This is a genomic window from Paenibacillus sp. J2TS4 (assembly GCF_018403245.1).
In the GTDB taxonomy this organism is placed as follows: Bacteria; Bacillota; Bacilli; order Paenibacillales; family NBRC-103111; genus Paenibacillus_L.
The window spans coordinates 1-23,255 of the sequence record NZ_BOSH01000023.1; the positions used below are offsets into that span (position 1 = coordinate 1).

Genomic DNA, 23,255 nt, shown 5'->3' on the forward strand with positions numbered 1-23,255 from the left:
TACTGAAAGTAGCAGGCATCCGCCTCGCCGCTTTCTTACAGAAACAAAGGCGAAAAAAAGTTGGACGGAAAACGTGCCTGTTTTCCGCCCAACTTTTTATTTTAGGGACTTATTGGACAGCCCCTTTATTGTTGCAGAATGATTTCTGTTCTGGGAGTATATGAGATGAAGTGTCTGTCCTGGCTGCAGATCCTCCCAATTAAAGTCGATTACCTCTTAGTTCCCAAATATATCGCGTCCGTTTCCCCTTTAGGCAACCGCGGTTTCCCGCCCATTCTAAGAAAAAGCCGAAACGCATCTGGAGATCGCACCAACTAGGCTTCCAAGGCTCGCCCGCTACTATCGTACCTTTCCACGTGCAAGCACATCGACCGCCTCCAATTGATCGCCGTCCTTTAAATAAACCGTATCATGCAGATTGATCGTACTGCATATATGATTGGGTACAATCGCCAAAGTATCTCCAATCGCCAGGGAATGCGGCCCGTTCATCCGAATCATTCCGTGCTCCTCGTTCATTCTTTCGAGTACCGCATCCGGATAACCCATCACGGTACCGAAGCCCTGCAGATTCAGAGGCGGCTGGTTCGGTTGAACGTCCGTGGCGAAGGTTTTGCTCCCGCCATCGATCACGACCAGATCCGGGGAGGGAATGCTGACGACGGTGACGATCACGGATGCTGCCCAATCCTCGGGGGAGCAAACCTGCAGACGGGTTTGCATACGATCATAGAATATGTAAGTGCCCGGGCGAATTTCGGTGACCCCTTCCACTTGCGCCGCGTACGGAGCCGTCGGGGTCGAGCCGACGCTTACCCTCTCGATCGATAATCCGCGCTCGCGCATCCTCTCGGCCGCATCGACCATTTGGCGTCCTTCCTCCAACCCGGCCGCACGCAAATCCAGGGTCGACTGCCCCTGATAAACAGCACCCTTGAAAGTGAAGATGCCCTCCAGCTTCAAATGCGGCAGCTTAGCTATTTCCACGGCCAGATCTACGGCACGTTCCACCGCCACGCCCGTTCTTCTTAAGCCGGTATCCAGTTCCAGCAGGACCGTCAGTTCAACGTTATGTTTAGCGGCCATCCCGGACAGGAGCTTGGCCCCCTCCCAACTGTCCACACCAAGCGACAGTCGAATATCGCGGGACAGCCGTATGGCTCGTTCAATCTTGGACGGCACAACAATCGGATAAGCAATAAAAATATCCGTAATCCCATGCTCCGCCATCACTTCCGCTTCTCCCACCTTGGCCACAGTTATTCCAGAGGCTCCTGCCGCCAACTGGTGTTTGGCCAACCGGGGAATTTTTATGAGTTTTAATGTGGGGGCGCAATTGGACCTGATGACGGTCAGCCATCTCCTGCATTTTTTGAATATTGCGCATCATGATGTCGGGATCAATAACGATATATGGTGTTTCTGCCACAACAACCGCTCCTCGAATGAAAATGTAAGCCTTCTCATACCATCTTACCGCATTTTTCGCTGAAAAGGTTCCGAAAGTAATTAAAAAAACTTCTATTAGAGATCATCGAAGAAGCGAGCGCGTATAGGCAAATTGCCGCTTCCGCACAATCCGGTTCCCTCCGCTATTCCTCTTTTCCCTTGTCGCTTGAAAAAAGACCAAATGACATGCAGGAGTGCATGTCATTTGGCGAGATCCGATAAATAACGAGGAAGACGTGCAAAAATACACGTCATTCCCCAACAAAAGCCAAAAATCGTCCAGAAGGTTAAATTGACCTGCATATTTGCATGTCTTAGCTGATCTCCATTCGAAATCGTCCAAAAGACATGCACTTTTGCGGGTAATCGATACTTTTGCGATGAAGCCTATGGTTCTGAAGCCGACCGCCGGTTGCCCAGCATTGCAACGTCCCGGCTATACCGCCGCCTTCTTTCCTCCGCCAGTAAACTGGCTGTTATACAAATCAGCGTAGAAGCCACCCTGCTCAAGCAGCTCGTGGTGGCTGCCTTGCTCAATTACGTTGCCTTCGTTCATCACAAGAATAGTGTCTGCGTCGCGAATGGTGGACAGCCGGTGCGCGATAACGAAACTTGTTCTTCCTTTCATCAGCTCGTTCATCGCCTTCTGAATGTAAACCTCCGTTCTCGTATCGACGCTGCTTGTCGCTTCATCCAGAATAAGGATGGCCGGATCGGACAAGATCGCCCGGGCAATAGTCAACAGCTGCTTCTGCCCCTGCGAAATATTCGAGGCCTCCTCATTCAGAACGGTGTCATATCCGTCCGGAAGGGTCCGAATGAAGTGATCCGCATGAGCGGCCACGGCCGCTGCCACTATCTCTTCGTCCGTAGCTCCTTCCCGGCCGTAACCGATATTGTCCTTAATGGTGCCGTTAAACAGCCACGTGTCCTGCAGCACCATTCCGAATAGGCTGCGTAAATGGCTCCGTTGTAAATCGGTAATATCGACTCCGTCGATCGTTATTTTTCCGTCGTTCAGCTCATAGAATCGCATCAACAAATTGATTAACGTAGTTTTGCCCGCACCCGTTGGTCCTACAATTGCTATGGTCTGCCCCGATTTGACATCAATATTCATATTGTTTATTAACGAAGTGTCCTCCTTATACCCGAACTTGACGTTGCTGAAGTGTACCTCTCCCTTCGGAGCCGCGATGGATTTGGCCTCCGTCTCCGTCGCTTCCGGCACTTCCTCTTCTTCATCCAGAAGCTCGAATACCCGTTCTGCCGATGCAATGGTGGACTGAATCACGTTAGCGATATTAGCCAACTGGGTAATGGGCTGAGCGAATTGTCTTGAATATTGGATGAATGCCTGAATATCCCCGATTTCGATCGCTCTTTTCGTTACCAGCACACCGCCAATTACACTGACGAGCACGTACCCGATATTTCCAATAAAGCTCATAAGCGGCATAATAATTCCCGATATAAACTGTGCTTTCCAGCCCGATTCGTAGAGCTTGCCGTTAATTTCCTCGAATTTCTCTACCGACCTGTCCTCGTGTCCGAACGCTTTAACAATCTGGTGCCCCGTATACATTTCTTCCACATGGCCATTCAGCTCCCCAAGAGACTTCTGCTGATCCTTGAAGTAAGTTTGCGAACGCTTGGCGATTGACTTGGTGACCAGAAAGCTCAGTGGCAGCGTGAGAAAAACGATAAGGGTCATCAAAGGGCTGATCGTCAGCATCATGACAATGACACCCACGAAGGTAACTACCGACGTTATCAGCTGTGTCAGACTTTGCTGCATAGTACTGCTGATGTTATCTACATCGTTAACAGCGCGACTTAGAATTTCCCCGTTCGTACGGGAATCAAAAAACTTGAGCGGAAGCCGTCCAAGCTTCGCATTGACCTGCTTACGCAAATCGTACACGGTTCTCTGTGCCACACCAGCCATAATATACTGCTGAATGTAAGCGAACAAAGAACTGATCAGATAGAGTCCTCCAAGGAAAATAAGAATCTGCAATATATAATCGAAATCAATTTTAGCTCCCGGCACCATGATTCCTTCAAACAGCGCGGTGGTCGCTTTTCCCAAAAATTTAGGACTGACTATGCTGAAGACTGTACTGAGTACAGCCGCGGCAAGTACGATCATCAATCTATATTTATGCGGTTTTAAGTAACCGATCAATCTCTTTAATGTGCCTTTGAAATCTTTAGCTTTCTCCACCGGCATTCCAATTCGGGGGCCCCCAGGACCTCCGTGCGGTCCAGGTCCTCCCGGGCCGGGTCCTCTGCGTTCCCTGCTCATGCGATTTCCTCCTCTGACAGCTGAGAAGAGACGATCTCCCGATACACCTTGCATGTATCCATCAGCTCGCGATGATTTCCAATGCCTGCGATTTTCCCTTCCTCCAGCACGATAATCCGATCCGCGTCCATGACTGTACTGACTCTCTGGGCTACAAGAAGGACGGTCGAATTCGTCGTTTCCTCCTTGAGGGCGGCTCTGAGCCTGGCGTCCGTTCTGAAATCCAGTGCCGAGAAGCTGTCGTCAAAGGCATAAATCTGCGGCCTCCGCACCAGAGCCCGAGCGATGGACAGGCGCTGCTTCTGCCCGCCGGACACATTCGCTCCTCCCTGCGCAATAACGGAATCGAAGCCGTCCTTCATTCCGGATATGAACTCTGCCGCTTGAGCGATCTCCGCTGCATGACGGATTTCTTCCTCCGTCGCCGCCTGCCGGCCGTAGCGAATATTATCAGCAATAGAGCCGGAGAACAGCAGCGCCTTCTGCGGTACGAGCCCGATTTTCTCCCGGAGGCTCTCTTGAGACATTTCGCGGACATCGGTCCCATCGACCAGAATTTGCCCGCTGTCTATATCATAGAAACGGGGGATCAGGTTAATGAGAGTCGATTTGCCCGATCCGGTTCCACCGATAATGGCTGTGACTTCTCCGGGCTTAGCCTGAAAGGAGATATTGGAAAGCGCCGGTTTTTCCGCCCCAGGATACCGGAAGGTGACATCTTTGAACTCGATAACTCCTTGTTGTCCATGGCCAGATTTGGGCTCCTCCGGGTCTTTAATCTCCGGCTTCGTCTCCAACACCTCGTTAATCCGGGTCGCAGAGGCGGAAGCACGGGGAATCATGACGAACATCATGGAAACCATAAGAAGGGAGAACATGATTTGCATCGCGTACTGGATGAAAGCCATCAACGACCCCACCTGCATATCCCCGTTGCCAATTCGGATTCCACCGAACCAAATAATAGCGATCGTAGAGAAATTAAGCACCAGCATCATGATAGGCATTAGGGAAGCCATCAGTCGATTGACTTTAACCGCGGTCTGGGTAAGATCCAGGTTGGCTTCGTCAAAGCGTTCCGTCTCGTGGTTGATCCTGTTGAAGGAACGAATGACGCGAATTCCGGTCAGACCTTCGCGGAGGACCAGATTTAATTTATCCAGCTTAACCTGCATCGCTTTAAATAGCGGCATTCCTTTAACGGCTATCGTAACGATGGCCGCTACGAGAATTGGAATCACAAAGACAAGGACCAAAGATAGATGAGCATCCTTGGACACAGCCATAATTATGCCCCCAATACACATCATAGGAGCCATAATCATCATCCGCAGCATCATGGTCAATACTTGCTGTACCTGGTTAATATCGTTGGTCGTCCTCGTAATAAGCGAGGCGGTTCCAATCTTATCGAATTCATTCAAGGAGAACCTTTCTACATGGGTAAAAATCTTGCCCCGCAGCCGGCGTCCGAAGCCTGCCGAAACTTTGGAGGACAAATATCCGGCAATTACGGAACAAATGACACCGAAAGCGGCGACCAGCAGCATGAATCCGCCGATTTTTAATATATAAGGAATATCTCCCTGGACAATCCCAATATCAACGATGTCCGCCATAAGTGTGGGAAGAAACAGTTCAGCTAAAGTTTGTATAAAGATAAGCAGTAGGACAAATACTACCGAAATACGGTACGGCTTCAATAATTTGAATAGCCTCATCATCGTTCATCACTTCCCATCTTTGGGGATAAATTAATCAGACTTTGTTTCTCGTTATAGTATACAAAGACTTTAGACAGCAGCTCCGCCAGCTTCTCGCTGTCTTCTTCCCCCAAGTAATCCACCAGACCGCGAAAAGAAGCAGCAAAGACTTCCTTAGCTTTTCGTGTGACCTTATCCCCCTTCTCGGTCAATCGGACCTGGACAACCCTCCGGTCCACGGAATCGATGTTCCTCTCGACCAGACCTTCAGCCTCCAAAGCGTTGATTAATTGAGTAACCGTAGGAGAGGTTACATGAAGGCGCCTGCTGATCTCCGATACTTTCATCTCCTCCATTCCCTCGTTCCTGCCGTGTCTCAGACAGAACAGCAACTTGACTTCACTCGGTTTATAGCCAGAGATGGACCGCTCATGCCAGTCTGCTTTTTTAAATTGCATGAAAGCTCTTAACAGCTTTCTCTCCGTAGTCTGATCCCCGGATTCCATAGGCTCGCCTCCCATTTGCAAGGGTGTAGCCAGCAAGGATCACAGCCTGCCCGCTTGTGTCCAGCACAAGAATTAGGGGTAGCCTGAGAATCCTGTCGGCAAAGATACAACCTCACTAATTAGTTTATTCATTAAATAGTTTGATTACTAATTTAATAGGTAGCCTAATTATATTTTTTGGCCCGAGTTGTTGTCAAACATTTTTTGATCTGCAGTTTAGTCCGCCCGCAGAATAACAGAGTCGGCGTATCAGTTGCTGTCGGCGTATCAGCTGTCATTGTTGCCTGATGAAAAGAAGATACCTTTTTAATATGAACTGAATATGAACTGAAGCACACGGTTTCCCCATTCGAGAATACTCTTCAAAGTGATATTATCCAGATAATTACAAATAGAATCGATTGTTTCTTAAAACCACTCTGCTTGGTAACCATCCGTATACGCTTTTGTTTGTTATAGGCCAATAATTCTGCCAGTAGGATTACCGGAAGGTTGATGCTCCACCTCTTTCTTCCACCGTGGTGCATGTGGGTAACCACTGGCATGCTTCTAAATACAACTGGGATTCCGCCCTAACCCCATCCAGACAGATTCTCGCAGTCCTTGCGCGACTAAATGGAATTTATCCAGTTGGTTTTCGCTTTTACTGCGAAATAGCCGAACTAAATGGAATACCTGCAGGTAGAAACGGGGATTGGGATGAATTGGCGAGATTTCGTTCGATCTAACTGTATGATTTCCAATTAGATTGCAAAAATCGGCAAATTTCGCTTATTTAGCTGTATAAAATCCAGTTGGATTGGTGTAGCTGATGCTAGACTAAAAAGTAGACACGCCGTAACTGCAACCTGATACAATAATAAACAACTAAAAAGGTTGAGGTGTATCATGGGAAATAGCCGTCAGCATTTTGATGAAGAATTTAAGCGTCAAACCGTAAAGCACATGATGGAGACAGGCAAGACGCCTATGGAAATTTCTAAAGAGATGGAAGTCCCCGTCAGCAGTATACGGACTTGGAAAAAGCAATATGGCGAAGTTGGGGACAAAACACAGCTGTTTGTCGATATGGAACGCCTCAAGCAGCTCGAGCGACAAAATCGTGAGCTTCAAGAGGAGAACGAGATCTTAAAAAAGGCGATGCACTTCTTCACCAAAAACCGAGACTGATTTATCCGTTTATTCACAAACACCGCTTCCAGTTTCGTGTTGAGAAGATGTGCCAAGTTATGCAAGTGTCCCGAAGCGGCTATTACAAGTGGGTGAACCGTAAACCCAGTGAGCGGGAAAAGCGCCGGAAGAAGCTGATGAAACGAATTCAGCATCATTTCGATGGTTTTAAGCAGCGTTACGGCAGTCCTAAGATTACGGCTAAACTCCGTGATGAAGGCATCATCGTATCGACGAAGACGGTCGCGCGCCTGATGAAAGAGATGGGCCTGCGCTCACGAACCGTAAAGAAGTATAAAGCCACCACTAATTCTAAGCATAATCAACCGGTGTATGACAACGTACTGAATCGCCAGTTCAAGGTTGAAGCCCCAAACCGCGCCTGGGTGACGGACATTACGTATGTTTCCACGTCACAGGGCTGGGTTTATTTGGCGAGCGTCATGGACCTGTTTTCACGCAAAATCGTAGGCTGGGCGCTAGGTAGCCGGATGACCAAAGAACTTGTGTTAGAGGCGTTTGATATGGCCTGCAAGCGCCAGCAGCCAGAGCCGGGTCTCGTTCATCACTCCGACCGGGGCTCGCAGTATGCTTCAACCGAATACCGTGAGCGTTTAGCGAGCCATGAGATGATCGGGAGTATGAGTCGCAAAGGGAACTGTTACGACAATGCCTGCATCGAATCCTTTCATAGCGTGATCAAGAAAGAGCTCATTTACTTGACTAAATTTAAGACCCGTCAGGAAGCGTACAATGCGATTAACTCGTATATTGAACTCGATTACAACCGCATTCGTATTCATTCTTCCATCGGTTACTTAACCCCGCATTTATGCGAAAAAAGATATTACGAGCAACACCAGGTCGCCTAACTTTGTGTCTACTTTCTTGACAGAAGTCCAAGCGTAGCCCAGCCTGGGCATGGCCTGGGTTAGTTTGGCGTAGCATAGCCCAGCCTGGACATGACCTGGGTTAGTTTGGCGTAGCGTAGCCCAGCCTGGGCATGACCTGGGTTAGTTTGGCGTAGCGTAGCCCAGCCTTGGCGTGACCTGGGTTAGTTTGGCGTAGCGTAGCCCAGCCTGGGCATGACCTGGATTAGTTTGGCGTAGCGTAGCCCGGCCTGGCGCGACCTGGGTTAGTTTAGCCTGGCGTGGGAGGGTGACTAGTGCGAGTAGGAACATAACGAGGATATCCTTTTGAAGGAAACACATTTGATATTGAAAAGCTGCAGACGGAAAGATATAATGGCGGTAGGCATCTAATTGATAACCATTCTCATTCTCATTTAGTTTTGAACTCTTTGTCGTTTCCTTTGTCATGCTAATGATTACATACAATGGATGTCCGTCGTATACGGATGATTTATAAAGGAGTGGGTGGATTATGGAGCGTTTATACTCAAATCAGCTAGATATCTCGTACGGCGAGCTTAGAATTGTCGAAAATCTGAGCATCCGGATTCCGACTTCCAAAATTACGGCATTGGTGGGTGCCAACGGTTCGGGCAAGTCGACGATCCTGAAGACGATGGCAAGAATTATGAAGCCGAATAAAGGAAGCGTCTTTCTCGATGGCAAATCGATTCACCAGCAGTCCACCAAGGAGGTCGCCAAGCAGCTTGCCATTCTGCCGCAGAATCCGTCGGCTCCCGAAGGACTGACCGTGTCCGAGCTGGTTTCCTATGGACGCTTCCCCCATCAAAAAGGGTTCGGCTCGCTGACCAAGGAAGACAAGGAAGCGGTAAGCTGGGCGATCGAAGTGACGGGGATGGCCGATTTTGCAGATCGTCCGGTCGATCAGTTATCCGGAGGCCAGCGACAGCGGGCCTGGATCGCCATGGCTCTTGCGCAAGGAACGGAAATCCTGTTCCTGGACGAACCGACGACGTTTCTGGATATGGCCCACCAGTTGGAAGTGCTCACCCTGCTGCAGAAGCTCAATGAGGAAGAGCAGCGGACAATCGTCATGGTCGTACACGACTTGAATCATGCATCCCGCTACGCCCATCATATGGTCGCCATTAAACGTGGAAAAGCGATCCACGTCGGAACTCCCGCCGAGGTCATGACCCACCAAATGCTGGACGAAGTATTCGGAATAGAAGCCGACATTATTCCCGATCCGCGTACCGGAGTTCCGTTGTGCCTGCCTTATTCGCTGGCGGACGATTCCCGTGGACAGAAGAGCAGCGCCGACAGCTTATCCGCGACGAAAGCTGCTCACGAAGCCGCAGATCGAGACCGGGAACCTGTTGCTGCGGGCAAATATTGAGTGAAGAATTCCTCTGTGTAAGCAAATACCGACCTCACCCGTCTGCCTCTGCATCGCATTGGTATTCTGAAAATCTTTGCATCTAAGGAACGGGAACGTACTGTTATAGGTGGCAACTTTTAATTTTATGGTCTCCATATTTAGGTTAAGTGTGTTCTTTTGATGATTTTGGGCGGGTATGCGTAGTGACGCAGAACTCGCCTTTTTGCATCTGTACTGGGGATTCGAAAAGGTACTGGAATTTGCCTTTGGGGATTTTTCGAAAAGGGACACAAGTAAGAATTATTTTTTTGTATAGAAAAATCGTGATAAAACGGGTTGTCGAAGTGTCTATTATATAAGAAATTATGGCTCAATCTTAAAATCAATGCTTGAGGCCCGAGCTCCTCCTAACTTAATGGATTTTATGCAGGTACCCCAGCCATTTCAGACCACTTAGCTTGACGATTGTACTCCTAAACTCAGCAGTTGCTTAATAGGAGGGATTGAAGTGCAATAATACCTCTTAAATCCAACCTTTTTCCTGAATTGGGTATTAAAGTGCAAAAGTACACCCCAATTTTGGTGAAATCGTCGTTTTTTTATAAAACATAGAAATAGAGCGCATTTTTACACTTTAATCGCAGAAATGGCTAAAACGGTAGAATTGGGGTGCAGATTTGCGCCTTAAATGTTGTTTTCCAGCCCCGACTACAGATATAAGGGAGAAGATATGAGGAATCGAAAAATCTACATCATTCGAATTATCCTGTCTGTGTTCATCATACTAATAACTCTAATTGGACTGTATTATGTAATGAATAAACCAAGAATTGGCCCTGTAGGAGATGGTAGTACTAATTATGGGAGAATAATCGGATTTACTATATTGTTAGTTGTTACAAATGTTCTTAATATAATCGATTCGGGGGACAGACTTTATAAAATCAATACAGAAGATGAAGAAAATAGAGAATGGATGTAGATTCCGAACGGCGAGTACTATGTTTATCAACAGCTTCTCTGATGGATGAATTAGACTCTTTAAAAGGAAAGCATGGGAGGATACTATGCGAATCATACAAGCTTTGTTCGTCGTTGTGACGATCGCAGGCCTTCTGGCCGCCTGTACTACTCCCGAATTATCGGAAGGGCAACCTCCGGCGGATACCGAATCAGTGCCGGATGACGGCAAACCGGGTATTACGGATACATCCGCTACCGAAGTACTGGCGGCAATTAAAGATGAAGCCGCGGTCGGGCAAATGAAAGATGTGGAGATTCCGCTCGGCTCAACCTTTCATGAGGTTGTGGAGAGATATGGCGAGCAAGAAGAAATCGGTAATGAGGAATGCTGGACGTATTCGTTTGGCCACACTAGCATGGACATATTTTTCTATTATAATCATGATTCCTGCTCTAGTGCTGATGAAATCAATCGATTGCAGCCTGACGCGATACTCAATAAAATTTCCGTCTCCCCGGATCTGTATCATATCCAGGTTACCGAAAAGGATATCAAGGAAACTCTGGGAGAACCGGATGAAGATTATTGGAGGGAATCTTACGGGGGCTATTTTCTTATTTATAATTTAGGAGAGTACCAACTGGAATTTATAACCGACGAGAATTCTCCTGCCAAAGAGGTCTACCAAATCAATATTGTAAGTTCTAACTGAATTATTTTGAAGAAAAGCTTCCCGAAGGGCCTAACCGCATATAACACCTGCCCGCAAAATTTCTCAACACCCCATCCCGCTTCCTTTACTATTATAGAATTGCCATGTCTTGTTAACGATACCACGTTGGTAACGGTCCAAAAGGAGAAATGTATCCGACTACCGATAGAGAGCTCAGAGGTTCTTCAGAGGGGTTCCAAGGGGGCCTCTCCAATAATTCCCAAAGATGGTGGAACTACGAAAAATTATTCCCTTTACTTATCGCCTTAACTGTTCTTTTGGGCTGCACGAACAAAGATAAAGTTATCAAGGATATGACCGCATCTGAACCAGGTACTTACAGCATCTATGTGTTTTGGGGGGAAGAAAAGAACACCCCAGAGTCCCAGCTTCAATTGTTAGAGGTTATCAATGATGAAGAAATTAGGGAAAAAATGAATTTTTCAATCATACGACCTATAAGTTTGGGAGATACAAACCAAAAGGTTAACTATGCTAAAGTATTTGATATAAAAGAAACACCTACCATCATCATCTTGGACAATGACGGTATTGTGCTTCAAACAACAGATTTATCAGATATTTATACTCTCGCCGAGAGTATAAATACTTCTATTGCATTAATAATCACATCAACTTAGCGTAAATTCCAACAGACGATCTCCGTCAAACCGGCCTGTAAAATTTCTAGACATCCCGTCCCGCTTCCTCTATAATAGCAATATAATCTTGCCATGAAGGCAAGGGTTTTTATTGGAATTGCCATGACTTGTTAACGATACCACGAAGGTTGAGACAGCCGCAGAAGCGGGGGGTCGGCCATTCGTGGCTTTTTATTGTCAGAATTGTAAAGGGGAGTAAGAATTTCGTGAAAAAATGGATGTTGTCGTTATTTATTGCGTTAATAACCGCCTCGCTCCTGATGCAGGGATGCGGCAAGAATGAGGCTAATCCGGATCCCGATTCTGCGAACCATACAGAAATCGACACAACAACGTTAATTTACGCGGCAGAAACGGAATTTGACCGGATCAATCCGATTCTGGAGGAGACGACGGATATCGATAATCTGATCTTCCGGGGATTGATGCGTTTTGACGAAAATAATGAGCCGCAGAAAGATATCGCAGACAGCTACGAAGTGTCGTCTGACGGCCTGGTCTACCAATTCAAGCTTAAGCAGGGAATTAAATTCCATGACGGCGAGGACCTGACCGCCGAAGATGTCGTCTTCACGATAAGCAGTATTCTGGATGATCAGGTCCAATCCGTCGTTCGTTCCGAATTCACGGAAATCGAATCGGTGGAAGCGGTCAGCGACTACGAAGTGAAAATCACTTTGAAACAGCCCTTCCCGCCTCTTCTGGATAAGCTGACGATCGGGATCGTTCCGAAACATGCTCTGGACGGCCAGGATATTAACACCGCTGATTTCAACCAGCATCCGATCGGCAGTGGTCCGTACCTGTTCGATAAGTGGGATAGAGGGCAAAGCGTAACCCTTAAAGCTTTCCCGGATTATTACGCCAAACAAGCAGCAATTGATCAAGTCATCGTGAAATTTATTCCGGACAGCAGCGTGCGGATGCTGCAATTGGAGACCGGCGAAGTGGATATGGCTTACCTTGAACCGAACGCTGTGGAAAAGATGTCCCAAAGCGACAAGCTCAACATCTACGAAGCTCCGTCCGCGGATTACCGCGCGATGATGTATAACATGAATTTCGATCTGTGGAAGGATGTTAACGTTCGCAAGGCGTTAAACTACGCGATTGACCGATCGGCTATTGTGGATGGAATTCTGCTTGGCTATGGCGAGCCGGCTTATTCTCCGCTGCAAATGAATAAATATCATAACGATCAAGTGGAAAAATATGACTTCAATCTGGATAAAGCCGATGAATTGCTGACGGAAGCCGGTTGGATCCCGGGCAAGGACCAAATTCGCACTAAAGACGGAACCCGTCTCGCCTTTACGATCACCGCCCCTTCTTCCGATCCGGTCCGGGTCAGCCTGGCGACGTACCTCTCCTCCCAGCTCAAAAAAGTTGGAGCGGACGTAAAGGTAGCCGCGTTGGATTGGAGCGTCATCGATATAGCGGAGACGGAAGCTTTCATGCTTGGCTGGGGCAGTCCTTTTGATGCGGACGACCATACTTACAAGCTGTTCCATTCCAGCGAAATCGGCTCCGGAACGAATTACGGCTTTTATTCCGATCCTGACGCAGACCGGCTGCTCGAAGAAGCGCGGACGACGACGGACTCCGCGAAACGTCAGGAGCTGTACAAGCAATTTCAGCAAGTACTCGCCGACAACCCGCCTTACAATTTCATCACTTACCAGCAGGCGCTGTATGGCGTCAACAAGAAGGTCGATGGAATCAAAATCAAAACGTTAGGTCATCACGGAGCCGGCTTCCTGTGGAATCTTGAGGAATGGACCATCCATGATTAATCGGTTTATTCTGGGTCGTCTGGTGCAAGGGGTGCTGGTCTTGTTATTAGTAAGCGTCGTCGCTTTCTTCATTATGGACTCGATCCCCGGCGACCCCGCTCTCGCTTTGTACGGGAACCAGGCCCAGAAGCTGACTCCCGACGAAAGAGAGCGGATCAACCGCACCTTCGGAATGGATCGGCCGTTACTCGAACGGTATACGCAATGGCTCTCTCAAATGATGAAGGGAGATCTCGGAAAATCATACCGCGAGGGGCGCGATGTATCCGTCATTCTGGCGGAACGTTTTCCCAACACGTTATTATTGTTCTCCTTGGCTATGCCCCTCATTATTCTGTTATCCATCCTATGGGGGACGATGGGCGGTCTTCGCGATAATTCATTATGGGACAAAGGGCTGTCAACGGCAGGCGTATTCTTCGCCTCCATTCCGGCCTTCTGGTTAGGCATCGTTGGAATTTATATTTTCTCCGTCTATTTGGGCCTTCTCCCCTCTTCCGGCATGACCAGCCTGCAAGGGGGGGGCGGCTTCGTAGACCGGTTGAAGCATCTTATCCTTCCTGTAACGGTCATGACGATTACTCATACCGGGCTGTATGCCCGGTTTTTGCAGGAGAAGATAATAGAGGAAAATAACCGTCCTTACGTCCGGGCCGCCCGAGCCAACGGGATGCGGGAAATCTATATCGTGCGGGGTCTGATCAAGAACGCTATGGCCCCCTATCTTCATTATTTGGGGCTGACGATTCCTTCTTTTTTTGGCGGCTCCATCCTTATTGAATCCGTATTCGCCTGGCCCGGCCTGGGAGCGTTATTGGCCAAATCCGCTGCAACCCGGGATTACCCCCTCCTCATGGGCTCCATTATGCTGATCGGCATCATAGTGTTGTTGAGTATTATGGTCACGGACCTCATATCTTATTATCTGAACCCGAGACTCAGGAGGTTTGGGACGAATGATGTACAATAGCCGCGCCCTATTCATCTGGAGAAGTCTCTTCGTAATTGTCCTTATGCTGTCCTTGTTAGCTCCGCTTCTGGCTCCTTATGATCCCGTGGAGGTTAACTTGCCTTCCGTGTTCACCCCTCCAGACAGCACTTACTTGCTGGGCACCGACCATATGGGCAGAGATATCTTCTCGAGATTGCTCTATGGGGGAAGAGTTTCCTTGACCGTTGCCCTCCTGTCCGTCCTCCTCTCCACTTTCGTAGGAACCGTCTATGGCGGGATAAGCGGATACTTTGGCGGCTGGCTGGATCAAATCATGATGCGGTTGCTGGATGCTTTATTGGCCATCCCTACTCTGGTCATTATTTTGGCGCTGCAAGCTTTTGTTCAAGGCGGTCTGCTCAGCCTCATCCTTATTATTGGATTGACGGGCTGGATGCCCGTTGCCAGAATTATTCGTTCACAAATACTGGAGCTAAAGGAGCAGACCTTCGTTAAAGCAGCCCAACTGGTCGGAACACCCGCCTGGAAAATTTTTATCGTCCATTTGCTCAGGAACAGCTTGTCTGCACTTTTTGTCATCACTATATTTCAATGCGCCAGCGCAATCTTCACCGAAGTTTCCCTTAGCTTCCTCGGAATTGGAATTCCTCCGGAGATGCCTTCCTGGGGAAATATGCTGAACAATGCGCAGAACGATATTTTGCTGGGAGCCTGGTGGACGGCCTTGTTCCCTGGAATGATGATTATCCTCACCTTGCTCTCCATCAACTTTATCGGGGAGTCCCTGAAGCGGAAATTTGGATACAAGGGCGGATGAAGCGAATGATAATCGGGTCTGGAGGGAAGCCGAGGATGAGCGCCATTTTACAAGTTAAAGATATATCGGTAATGTTCCGGGACGGAGAGAAACAGACGGCCGTCTTGAACCAGCTTCAGTTCGATGTCGAAGCGGGGCAAATCGTCGCTTTGATCGGACGAAGCGGCAGCGGGAAGACGATGACTTCGTTATCGCTCGTTAACCAAGTTCCTCCTCCGGGCAACGTGACGGGCGAAGTTCGGTTCGACGGGGAAAATCTGCTCCGTTTGCCCGCCCATCGCTTGGCAGCCATTAGAGGAAAGCGGATATTCACTATTTTTCAAAATCCGATGAATTCCTTTAACCCCTCTATTCTGATCGGAAAACAATTATATGACTTCGCCCGCAGCTACTCCCCTGTTCACAAAGCCGCCTTTATGTCCGAGATGATCGGGATATTGGAACGGTTGAATGTGCCGGAGCCGGCCTTGCGATTGAAGCAGTACCCTTTTCAATTAAGCGGCGGAATGCTGCAGAGGATGCTCATTGGGCTCGCAGTCTGGACTCGACCCGACCTGATAATTGCGGACGAACCTACCACCGCTCTGGATCCGGGCGTTCAAAAGGAAATTTTGCAGCAGTTTCGATCGATCCGGGATACATATGGAACGGGCATACTTTTAATTACCCATCATTTCGGTGTAGTGGCGGAGCTAGCCGATCACGTGCTTGTCCTACAAAAGGGGTCCATCGTAGACCAAGGCAGCGTCTTCGATATTTTCGATCACCCCCGGCACCCTTACACGCGCTCGCTGCTTGAAGCGGCCTATGGGAAGGAGGCAGATCTCCATGCTGATGGAAGTGACGAATTTAACCAAAGTTTATCGTAGCGATTTGACGCTTTCCCTTTTTCGTTCGGACAAGATACAGAGCAAGAAGACGGTTTTGGATCATGTGAGTTTCTTCATCAGACCCGGGGAGAAGGTAGGACTGGTCGGAGAAAGCGGCTGCGGCAAATCGACCTTGAGCCGTCATTTGGTTGGCCTGGAAGCTCCAACGAGCGGCACTATCCAGTTTGAAGGGCAGTCTGTCCTTCATTGGAAGGGGGCCCGCCTGAAAGCTTTTCGGCAAAAATGCCAGCTTATTTTTCAAGACACCACCTCTTCCTTAAATCCTTCTCTGTCCATCAGAAGCATACTCTATGAGCCGATGGATAATTACTATCGCTACAGCGCAGAGGAGAAGCAGCAGAGGGTAATCCGGTTACTGGAAAGGCTTGACCTGGATCCCCAACTACTCAACCATTATCCCCGCTCGCTTAGCGGGGGAGAGAAGCAAAGGATCAATATCTGCCGTTCCCTGCTGCTCGAGCCCAAACTGCTCATTTGCGACGAAATCGCCTCAAGCCTTGACGTCTCAACCCAGTCCTCGCTTCTTCAATTGCTGGAACGCCTGAATCGGGAAACAGGGCTCGCCTTGCTGTTTATCTCTCATGATCTCGATACGGTCCGCAAGCTGTGTGATCGGATTCTGGTCATGGATCACGGAACGATCGTCGAAGTGATCGATAAGAAGGACGGGATGAAGTACGAGCATCCTTGCTCGCTGCGGCTCTTCTCTTCGCTGCCTGTACGCCATCCGAAACATCGTATGACGTCCCCGGTCCGTTCTGATATAATGGAATTCTAGTTGAATTAATTGTCGGCAATAAAGATGAACAGTCCATGGAGTGGAGCATAGAAAGATGTCTTCAGGGCGAGTTTTGGCTTTGTATTCCTTCCATCCGAAGGCCTATTCAATAAATAAGGAATCTGTTGTTTCGGGGTCCCCGAAAAGTACCTGGAATCGCTTCGAAGCCCATCTTCACTTTTTGGGGAGATAGTTTAGATGTTTGAGCTTCGGAGGCACTTTCTTTCGGAACGGAATGGAAGCTCAATAAATTGCCACATCTATAGAACAGGAATAGGATGTAAATGATGAGGATAGCTGTTGTAGATGGACAAGGGGGCGGAATCGGCAGAGCCCTTGTCGAGAAGCTTAGACAAGAAATTCCGGACATCCGCATTATCGCTTTGGGCACCAATGCGCTGGCCACCTCCCTCATGCTTAGGGCCGGGGCGAATGAAGGCGCTTCGGGCGAGAACGCGATCGTGTTCAATGCGCCCAAAGTCGGGATTATTGCCGGAAGCATAGGGATCATCGGAGCGAACTCCATGCTTGGGGAGTTGACGCCATTAATGGCGAAGGCGATCTCGGAAAGCCCCGCCCATAAAGTGCTTATCCCCTTCAACCGCTGCCACCTGCAGGTCGTAGGAGTCAAGCCGATTTCGCTGCCGGAGCTGGTGGAGGAAGCGGTTGAGTGGATCAAGCAATACTGTGCTGGCGAGTCATAAGATCGGAGGATCTTAGGGCTCGTCTTTTTTGATTCCTTGAAATTGTTAAAAAATGGTAGGATAAAAAATAAGGTGTAATTATACACCCCAATTCTGCCAATTTAGCCATTTTTTCGATTAGGGTGTAAAAGTGCGCTCTATTTTTCGCAATTTTTAAAAAAACGACGATTTCCCTAAATTAGGGGGTACTTTCGCACTTCAATGCCCATTTCGTGAAAAAGGTTGGATTTAAGAGGCATTTTTGCACTTCAATCCCCCTCCATTTGGCTAGAAGGAGATTGGGCGTCAAGCCCTGACTGCAAGACGGAGTCATAATACGATCATCCTCGACGATCGCGGGTTTTTAGAAACATTTTCAAAAAAACGTGATATTTACGCTTCTTTATTCGTCTATATAGGTGAAGGAGGATTTTTACTATCTAATATGGTTTTAAGGCAATGTATAATCTAAGTCGGAATTATAGGATTGAATAAACCATTCATCTTGTTGCTTAATCAATGAAATTCGATCTATATTGTTTCTTTCTTCGTTATTGAAGCGGCTGGTGACTCTCACCTTTGCCTTCTTTTCGAACTTTCCATCACTTTGAATACTTAATATTTCATATTTTTGTACTTCTCCATACCAATGTCTTACATTTATGACCATTTGGGGATTTTTGTTATCTATTAATCCGGAAATTGTTTGATAATCTTCCCTGACAAAGGCATCGTAAAACTTATCCAGTATATTTTTTATTGCAGTATTATGTTTAGCATGTGGATTTGACATGTAGTTATACAACCAATATGCAGATAATAGCACGGTTGCAACGAGCAAAATAGAAGTGATTTTTTTAGCATTGGTTCCCATATAATTTATATTTTTCTCCTCATTATAAATGAAGATTTTTCCAAGGGACAGCATACCCGCAGGCGTTTTGTTTATAATCGTATGTTATTCCTGTTCTGGAGTCAACTGTCTCTGGCGACCCGGCGCACTTGCCGGAGGACGGGGGCGCCTCGGGGGCCTAACGAAACTGGGTAACCTTATTTGTGCAAAAACAGGCACGGCGGGATTGTAACGAAACTGGGTAACGCTATTACCGAAAAAATCGATAAAAAGAGGTGAAAAAGTGAAGATAACGATACACAGTTTCGTTAGGATTTAAAACAGGGCAAAAATGGCGATTTAACGATATGGAGTTTCGTTACGATCCGTAAATATAAATATTTTCCAATAAACTGCATCCAAGTATTACGTTAAATAGCCTCTGCATTAAGGCGACATATTTATCCCCTTCTTAAGTATCCGAAATCGCATTTCGTCAATGCTGATTCCTCACCTTTTTCTGTAAAGGACATTCGTCAGAATCGTAAAATGTTTGTCTCCCTCAATGATGAACGCAAAACCGATATCCATCCGCAGGCGATAATGGTATAATCAATTGTGGAACACAAAGATAAGATAACAATAAGGAAGAACCTTTGTATGGCCCATCTAGATTATTAATGGGTCTCCTTATTGGTTTTTTGACGTGTTATATCCCAAACAAGCCTTGGCTTATTATTGTATAGGGCTGGAGGAGGCAATACTTGTGGCAAGAACAGTAGGTACTATTGTAAGAGGAATTCGCGCTCCCATCGTGAAGGAGGGGGACGATCTCGTTCAGATCGTGGTCGATTCCGTTCTGCAATCTGCGCAGGCCGAGAATTTTCCGCTGTATGACCGGGATGTGATCGGAATTACGGAATCATTGGTCGCCAGAACCCAGGGGAATTACATTACGGTGGACCATATTGCCGAGCAAATCAAAGCGTTATATCCCGGGGATGAGCTAGCCGTTCTATTCCCTATCCTAAGCCGCAACCGGTTCTCGCTGATTCTTAAAGGAATCGCCATGAGCGGCAAGAACATCCATCTGTTCTTGAACTACCCTTCTGACGAAATGGGTAACCATTTGATGGATGTGGAGCGGATGGACGAACTCGAAATCTCGCCTTTCACCGATGTGCTGACCGAGGACAAATACCGTGAGCTGTTCGGCGATCATGTCTCCCATCCTTTTACCGGAATCGACTATGTCGCTATGTATAAGCAGCTCGCGATTAACGATAACATTCAAATTTATTTGGCTAACGACCCTAAAGTGGCGTTAAAGTATACTAAGCAGATTCTGGCCGCTAATATTCACGACCGTCATCGGACTAAGAAGCTATTGAAAAAAGCCGGCGCCGAGCAAATCTACGGACTGGATGACCTGCTGACTCAGCCGATTAATGGAAGCGGCTATAACCCGGAATACGGCCTGCTGGGCTCCAACACGGCCACGGACCGTACTCTGAAGCTGTTCCCAAGAGATTGCCCGGCGCTTGTACGGGAAATTCAGCAACAACTGTTGGAGAAATCCGGTAAAAAGATCGAAGTCATGGTCTACGGAGACGGAGCCTTTAAAGACCCGAAGGGGAAAATATGGGAGCTCGCGGATCCCGTCGTCTCTCCCGGCTACACGGATGGGCTGCAGGGCACCCCGAACGAGATCAAGCTGAAATACATTGCGGACAACGAGCTGGTCAATCTCGAAGGGAGCGCCATGGCAGAAGCCATTCGCCAAAAAATTAAAGACAAGGATCAGAAAGCCGGCGGCCCGGAAGAGTCTTCCCTGGGAACGACTCCGCGGCAGATTACCGATCTGCTCGGAAGCTTGTGCGATTTAACTAGCGGAAGCGGAGATAAAGGAACACCGATTGTGCTGGTGCAGCGATACTTCGATAATTACGCCACAGAGTAGCTTAGGCTGCTCTGTTTTTTATCCCGTTCAAACCCTTATTTATGTTGATTCGACTGGCTTCATAGCTTACCCCGGCCCTCATCTTTATACATGGATGAGGGCTATTTTGTTTCATTCAGACAACAAACCAATTAAATCATGGCCATCTTTTTGGGAAAATCACTTTACTTTTAATAAAAATTGCACTAACATGGTAAATAGTTTCTGTAGGTAAACAATTTTAGTTTAAACAATATTTTATGGAGGAGGGAAACTTTTGCGGACAACAATAGACGTTACTAACCTGTCTATTTCATATTACGGGAAGGAGGTCCTGAAGGATGTCAGCTTCTCCTTTCAAACTGGCAAGCTGATCGGAATCCTCGGTCCTAATGGCGCGGGCAAGTCTACCTTAATGAAAGCCATGCTCAGTCTAATCCCGCGGGATACAGGGGAAATCAACTTTGCAGATCAACCGCTTAAGCTTGTCAGGAAAAACATTGCTTATGTTCCACAACGATCCAATATCGATTGGGATTTTCCTATCCTCGTCAAGGATACTGTATTGCTGGGTACCTATCCCAATATGGGTCTGTTTCGCCGCCCTAATAAAGAAGATAAAGAATGGGCTTTGGAATGTCTCCAAAAAGTCGGCATGGAAGCATTTCAAAATAATCAAATCGGCGAGCTGTCCGGCGGGCAGCAGCAGCGTGTTTTTCTGGCGCGCGCTCTGGCACAGAAGGCGGAGTACTTTTTTCTGGATGAGCCTTTTGTCGGGATAGATGTATCCAGTGAAGAAGTGATCATCCATATTCTTAAGGACCTGCGCAGCGATGGGAAAACCGTATTCGTCGTACACCATGACCTGAGTAAAGTAGAGAGTTACTTTGACAACCTGATATTAATTAACAAAGAATTAATTGGTTCGGGGCCTGTCCATCACGTCTTTCGGCCTGAATTAATGCAAAAAGCTTACCAATCACCATTCACGATGATGGGAAATCTGGGGGTTGGCGTCTAATGGAGTTTTTTCAAGATTTATTCACCTATGCATTTTTACAAAAGGCCTTTTTCACTTCGATTATGGTCGGAATTATTTGCGGGGTTATCGGCTGTTTCATCGTTCTAAGAGGGATGGCGCTAATGGGAGACGCCATTTCACACGCCGTTCTGCCAGGTGTGGCACTCTCTTATATGTTGGGGATTAATTATTTATACGGAGCTGTCCTTTCTGGCGTTCTTACAGCTGTTGGTATTGGGGTGATTAACCAGAACAGCCGCGTCAAAAGCGATTCTTCCATCGGACTCGTCTTCTCGGCGGCATTTGCTCTAGGAATCATTCTGATTACGATGGCCAAGAGCGCAACGGATTTAACCCAAATTTTATTTGGCAACGTCTTGTCCGTTCGCTCGTCGGATATGTGGCTGACGCTTATTGTCGGGTGCATCGTCATTTTATCAGTTCTTTTGTTTTACAAAGAACTGCTTGTATCCACTTTTGACGAGACCATGGCGGCTGCCTACGGGCTCAAAACAGGCCTCATCCACTATGGCATCATGGTTCTTCTAACTCTAGTTACGGTAGCCTCCTTACAAACGGTAGGAGTCATTCTTGTTGTATCGATGCTTATAACACCGGCTTCCAGCGCCTATCTGTTGACAAACAGACTATCTACGATGATTCTATTGGCCGCGTCCTTTGGTGCGCTGTCCTCTATTATTGGCCTATATGTAAGTTTCATCTATGATTTGCCATCGGGTCCGGTTATCTCTTTGGCCACTACCGCCATATTTGTTCTTGTCTTTCTGTTCTCTCCCAAACAGGGAGTTATCCGGCGCAAGCTTAAAATGAAAAGACAGAGAGTCGCTGCTCGGCAACAATAAAAAGAAAAAGGGAGTAAGAGAAAAAATGAGAAAGTTAATTTTATTATCCGCCATTGCTGTATTCCTTGTACTGACCGCTTGTGGACAAAGCGAATCCGGATCAGATAAAAACGGTCCGTTGAAGGTGGTCACCACTTTCACTATTATTGAAGATTTGGCAAGGGAAATTGGGGGCGAAGACGTAGAAATCCATAATCTTGTACCGACAGGAACAGACCCGCATGAGTATGAGCCGCTGCCTAACGACATTAAAAAAACAACCGATGCGGATGTGCTTTTCTACAATGGTCTGAATCTGGAAGGGGGCAAAAGCGGCTGGTTCTTCAAAATGATTGATTCGGTCGGGCAAAAAGAAGACAATATCTTCGTCCTGACAGATCGAGTGGAGCCCATGTATATAGGCGGAAAAGACGGACATGAAGAAGAAATCAATCCTCACGCCTTTATTGATCCTGCCGTCGGCATTAAAATGGCCGAGGATATGCGTGATGCTTTCATGAAAAAGGATCCGGATCGTAAAGAAAATTATGAAGAAAGAGCTGAAAAATATATTGCCAAATTGAAAGAGATTGATCAACTATACGAAGAAAAAATTAATGCTATACCAAAGGAAAATCGCATTCTGGTCACGAGCGAACGAGCTTTTCAGTATATGACTTCTCACTATGGGTTGGAGGAAGCGTACATTTGGGAAATAGATACGGAAGAAAATGGTTCACCGCAGCAGATCAAGTCTCTTGTAGAATTTATTAAAGAAAATAAGGTGCCTGTTCTCTTTATTGAGTCCAATGTGGACGCTCGCCCCATGGAAACTGTCTCTAAGGAAACCGGCGTTCCTATCGCCGATAAACCGATTTATTCAGACGAAATCGGGGAACCCGGAGAAGAAGTGGATACGTACATTAAATACTTAAAGTACAACATTGACCTGATTTATAGTGAATTAAGCAAGTGAACGGT

The 23,255-nt window shown here is 47.3% G+C and carries 18 protein-coding genes and 1 pseudogene; 14 read left to right on the forward strand and 5 right to left on the reverse strand.

All coding sequences use genetic code 11. The features are described 5' to 3' along the window. Positions 1–339: 339 nt before the first annotated feature. The 4 genes from KJS69_RS27860 to KJS69_RS27875 form a co-directional block, all read right to left on the reverse strand. A complete protein-coding gene (locus tag KJS69_RS27860; protein WP_249730737.1) occupies positions 340–1,257 on the reverse strand; it encodes an alanine racemase in 918 nt (305 codons plus the stop codon). Between the two features lie 628 nt (positions 1,258–1,885). After that, positions 1,886–3,757, reverse strand: a complete 1,872-nt coding sequence (locus tag KJS69_RS27865; RefSeq protein WP_213587294.1) for an ABC transporter ATP-binding protein — start codon at positions 3,755–3,757, stop codon at positions 1,886–1,888. Further along, entirely contained in the window at positions 3,754–5,481 is a 1,728-nt protein-coding gene (locus tag KJS69_RS27870; protein WP_213587296.1) for an ABC transporter ATP-binding protein, read from the reverse strand. Before KJS69_RS27870 ends, KJS69_RS27865 begins: the two co-directional genes overlap by 4 nt. Then, a complete protein-coding gene (locus KJS69_RS27875) occupies positions 5,478–5,966 on the reverse strand; it encodes a MarR family winged helix-turn-helix transcriptional regulator (RefSeq protein WP_213587297.1) in 489 nt (162 codons plus the stop codon). The genes KJS69_RS27870 and KJS69_RS27875 overlap by 4 nt, the downstream gene beginning before the upstream one ends. 888 nt (positions 5,967–6,854) lie before the next feature. On the opposite strand from KJS69_RS27875, the pseudogene KJS69_RS27885 reads away from it, so the two are divergent. The 10 genes and pseudogenes from KJS69_RS27885 to KJS69_RS27930 all read left to right on the forward strand — a co-directional run bounded on the left by KJS69_RS27885 (position 6,855) and on the right by KJS69_RS27930 (position 17,661). After that, positions 6,855–8,008 (forward strand): annotated as a pseudogene (locus KJS69_RS27885) (IS3 family transposase). Positions 8,009–8,519: 511 nt separating this feature from the next. Continuing rightward, positions 8,520–9,407 (forward strand): ABC transporter ATP-binding protein, encoded by an 888-nt coding sequence (locus KJS69_RS27890; RefSeq protein WP_213587301.1) that lies wholly within the window; start codon positions 8,520–8,522, stop codon positions 9,405–9,407. A gap of 1,049 nt (positions 9,408–10,456) precedes the next feature. Further along, positions 10,457–11,065, forward strand: a complete 609-nt coding sequence (locus KJS69_RS27895; RefSeq protein ID WP_213587303.1) for a DUF4309 domain-containing protein — start codon at positions 10,457–10,459, stop codon at positions 11,063–11,065. Between the two features lie 149 nt (positions 11,066–11,214). Next, positions 11,215–11,706 carry a hypothetical protein gene (locus KJS69_RS27900; RefSeq protein WP_213587305.1) on the forward strand — a complete coding sequence of 164 codons (492 nt, stop codon included), beginning with the start codon at positions 11,215–11,217 and terminating at the stop codon, positions 11,704–11,706. A gap of 227 nt (positions 11,707–11,933) precedes the next feature. Continuing rightward, a complete protein-coding gene (locus KJS69_RS27905) occupies positions 11,934–13,520 on the forward strand; it encodes an ABC transporter substrate-binding protein (protein ID WP_213587307.1) in 1,587 nt (528 codons plus the stop codon). Continuing rightward, on the forward strand, positions 13,513–14,490 hold the full coding sequence (locus tag KJS69_RS27910; protein WP_213587309.1) for an ABC transporter permease: 978 nt from the start codon (positions 13,513–13,515) through the stop codon (positions 14,488–14,490). The genes KJS69_RS27905 and KJS69_RS27910 overlap by 8 nt, the downstream gene beginning before the upstream one ends. After that, positions 14,477–15,289: an ABC transporter permease gene (locus KJS69_RS27915; protein WP_249730738.1), complete on the forward strand. Its 813-nt coding sequence runs from the start codon at positions 14,477–14,479 to the stop codon at positions 15,287–15,289. The genes KJS69_RS27910 and KJS69_RS27915 overlap by 14 nt, the downstream gene beginning before the upstream one ends. 35 nt (positions 15,290–15,324) lie before the next feature. Continuing rightward, positions 15,325–16,158: an ABC transporter ATP-binding protein gene (locus KJS69_RS27920; protein ID WP_213587311.1), complete on the forward strand. Its 834-nt coding sequence runs from the start codon at positions 15,325–15,327 to the stop codon at positions 16,156–16,158. Further along, complete coding sequence (locus KJS69_RS27925; protein ID WP_213587313.1) at positions 16,118–16,957, forward strand: ABC transporter ATP-binding protein; 840 nt, start codon at positions 16,118–16,120, stop codon at positions 16,955–16,957. The genes KJS69_RS27920 and KJS69_RS27925 overlap by 41 nt, the downstream gene beginning before the upstream one ends. A gap of 284 nt (positions 16,958–17,241) precedes the next feature. Continuing rightward, entirely contained in the window at positions 17,242–17,661 is a 420-nt protein-coding gene (locus KJS69_RS27930; protein ID WP_249730739.1) for a DUF3842 family protein, read from the forward strand. A 430-nt stretch (positions 17,662–18,091) separates the two neighbouring features. Here the strand turns inward: KJS69_RS27930 and KJS69_RS27935 are convergent, their stop codons facing one another. Beyond that, complete coding sequence (locus KJS69_RS27935; protein ID WP_213587315.1) at positions 18,092–18,514, reverse strand: hypothetical protein; 423 nt, start codon at positions 18,512–18,514, stop codon at positions 18,092–18,094. Positions 18,515–19,238: 724 nt separating this feature from the next. Here KJS69_RS27935 and KJS69_RS27940 point away from each other — a divergent pair. From KJS69_RS27940 to KJS69_RS27955, 4 genes are all read left to right on the forward strand, one after another. Continuing rightward, positions 19,239–20,432 carry a coenzyme F420-0:L-glutamate ligase gene (locus KJS69_RS27940; RefSeq protein WP_213587317.1) on the forward strand — a complete coding sequence of 398 codons (1,194 nt, stop codon included), beginning with the start codon at positions 19,239–19,241 and terminating at the stop codon, positions 20,430–20,432. Between the two features lie 256 nt (positions 20,433–20,688). Beyond that, a complete protein-coding gene (locus KJS69_RS27945; protein ID WP_213587319.1) occupies positions 20,689–21,432 on the forward strand; it encodes a metal ABC transporter ATP-binding protein in 744 nt (247 codons plus the stop codon). Further along, a complete protein-coding gene (locus KJS69_RS27950) occupies positions 21,432–22,295 on the forward strand; it encodes a metal ABC transporter permease (protein WP_213587321.1) in 864 nt (287 codons plus the stop codon). The genes KJS69_RS27945 and KJS69_RS27950 overlap by 1 nt, the downstream gene beginning before the upstream one ends. 25 nt (positions 22,296–22,320) lie before the next feature. Next, complete coding sequence (locus KJS69_RS27955; protein WP_213587323.1) at positions 22,321–23,250, forward strand: metal ABC transporter solute-binding protein, Zn/Mn family; 930 nt, start codon at positions 22,321–22,323, stop codon at positions 23,248–23,250. Positions 23,251–23,255 lie beyond the last annotated feature (5 nt).

Coding starts and splice junctions, on each gene's coding strand:
- KJS69_RS27890 (WP_213587301.1), top strand. CDS start 8,520: ATGGAGCGTTTATACTCAAATCAGCTAGATATCTCGTACGGCGAGCTT.
- KJS69_RS27895 (WP_213587303.1), top strand. CDS start 10,457: ATGCGAATCATACAAGCTTTGTTCGTCGTTGTGACGATCGCAGGCCTT.
- KJS69_RS27915 (WP_249730738.1), top strand. CDS start 14,477: ATGATGTACAATAGCCGCGCCCTATTCATCTGGAGAAGTCTCTTCGTA.
- KJS69_RS27920 (WP_213587311.1), top strand. CDS start 15,325: ATGAGCGCCATTTTACAAGTTAAAGATATATCGGTAATGTTCCGGGAC.
- KJS69_RS27955 (WP_213587323.1), top strand. CDS start 22,321: ATGAGAAAGTTAATTTTATTATCCGCCATTGCTGTATTCCTTGTACTG.
- KJS69_RS27870 (WP_213587296.1), bottom strand. CDS start 5,481: ATGATGAGGCTATTCAAATTATTGAAGCCGTACCGTATTTCGGTAGTA.
- KJS69_RS27875 (WP_213587297.1), bottom strand. CDS start 5,966: ATGGAATCCGGGGATCAGACTACGGAGAGAAAGCTGTTAAGAGCTTTC.
- KJS69_RS27900 (WP_213587305.1), top strand. CDS start 11,215: ATGTATCCGACTACCGATAGAGAGCTCAGAGGTTCTTCAGAGGGGTTC.
- KJS69_RS27910 (WP_213587309.1), top strand. CDS start 13,513: ATGATTAATCGGTTTATTCTGGGTCGTCTGGTGCAAGGGGTGCTGGTC.
- KJS69_RS27935 (WP_213587315.1), bottom strand. CDS start 18,514: ATGGGAACCAATGCTAAAAAAATCACTTCTATTTTGCTCGTTGCAACC.
- KJS69_RS27930 (WP_249730739.1), top strand. CDS start 17,242: ATGATGAGGATAGCTGTTGTAGATGGACAAGGGGGCGGAATCGGCAGA.
- KJS69_RS27925 (WP_213587313.1), top strand. CDS start 16,118: ATGCTGATGGAAGTGACGAATTTAACCAAAGTTTATCGTAGCGATTTG.
- KJS69_RS27950 (WP_213587321.1), top strand. CDS start 21,432: ATGGAGTTTTTTCAAGATTTATTCACCTATGCATTTTTACAAAAGGCC.
- KJS69_RS27865 (WP_213587294.1), bottom strand. CDS start 3,757: ATGAGCAGGGAACGCAGAGGACCCGGCCCGGGAGGACCTGGACCGCAC.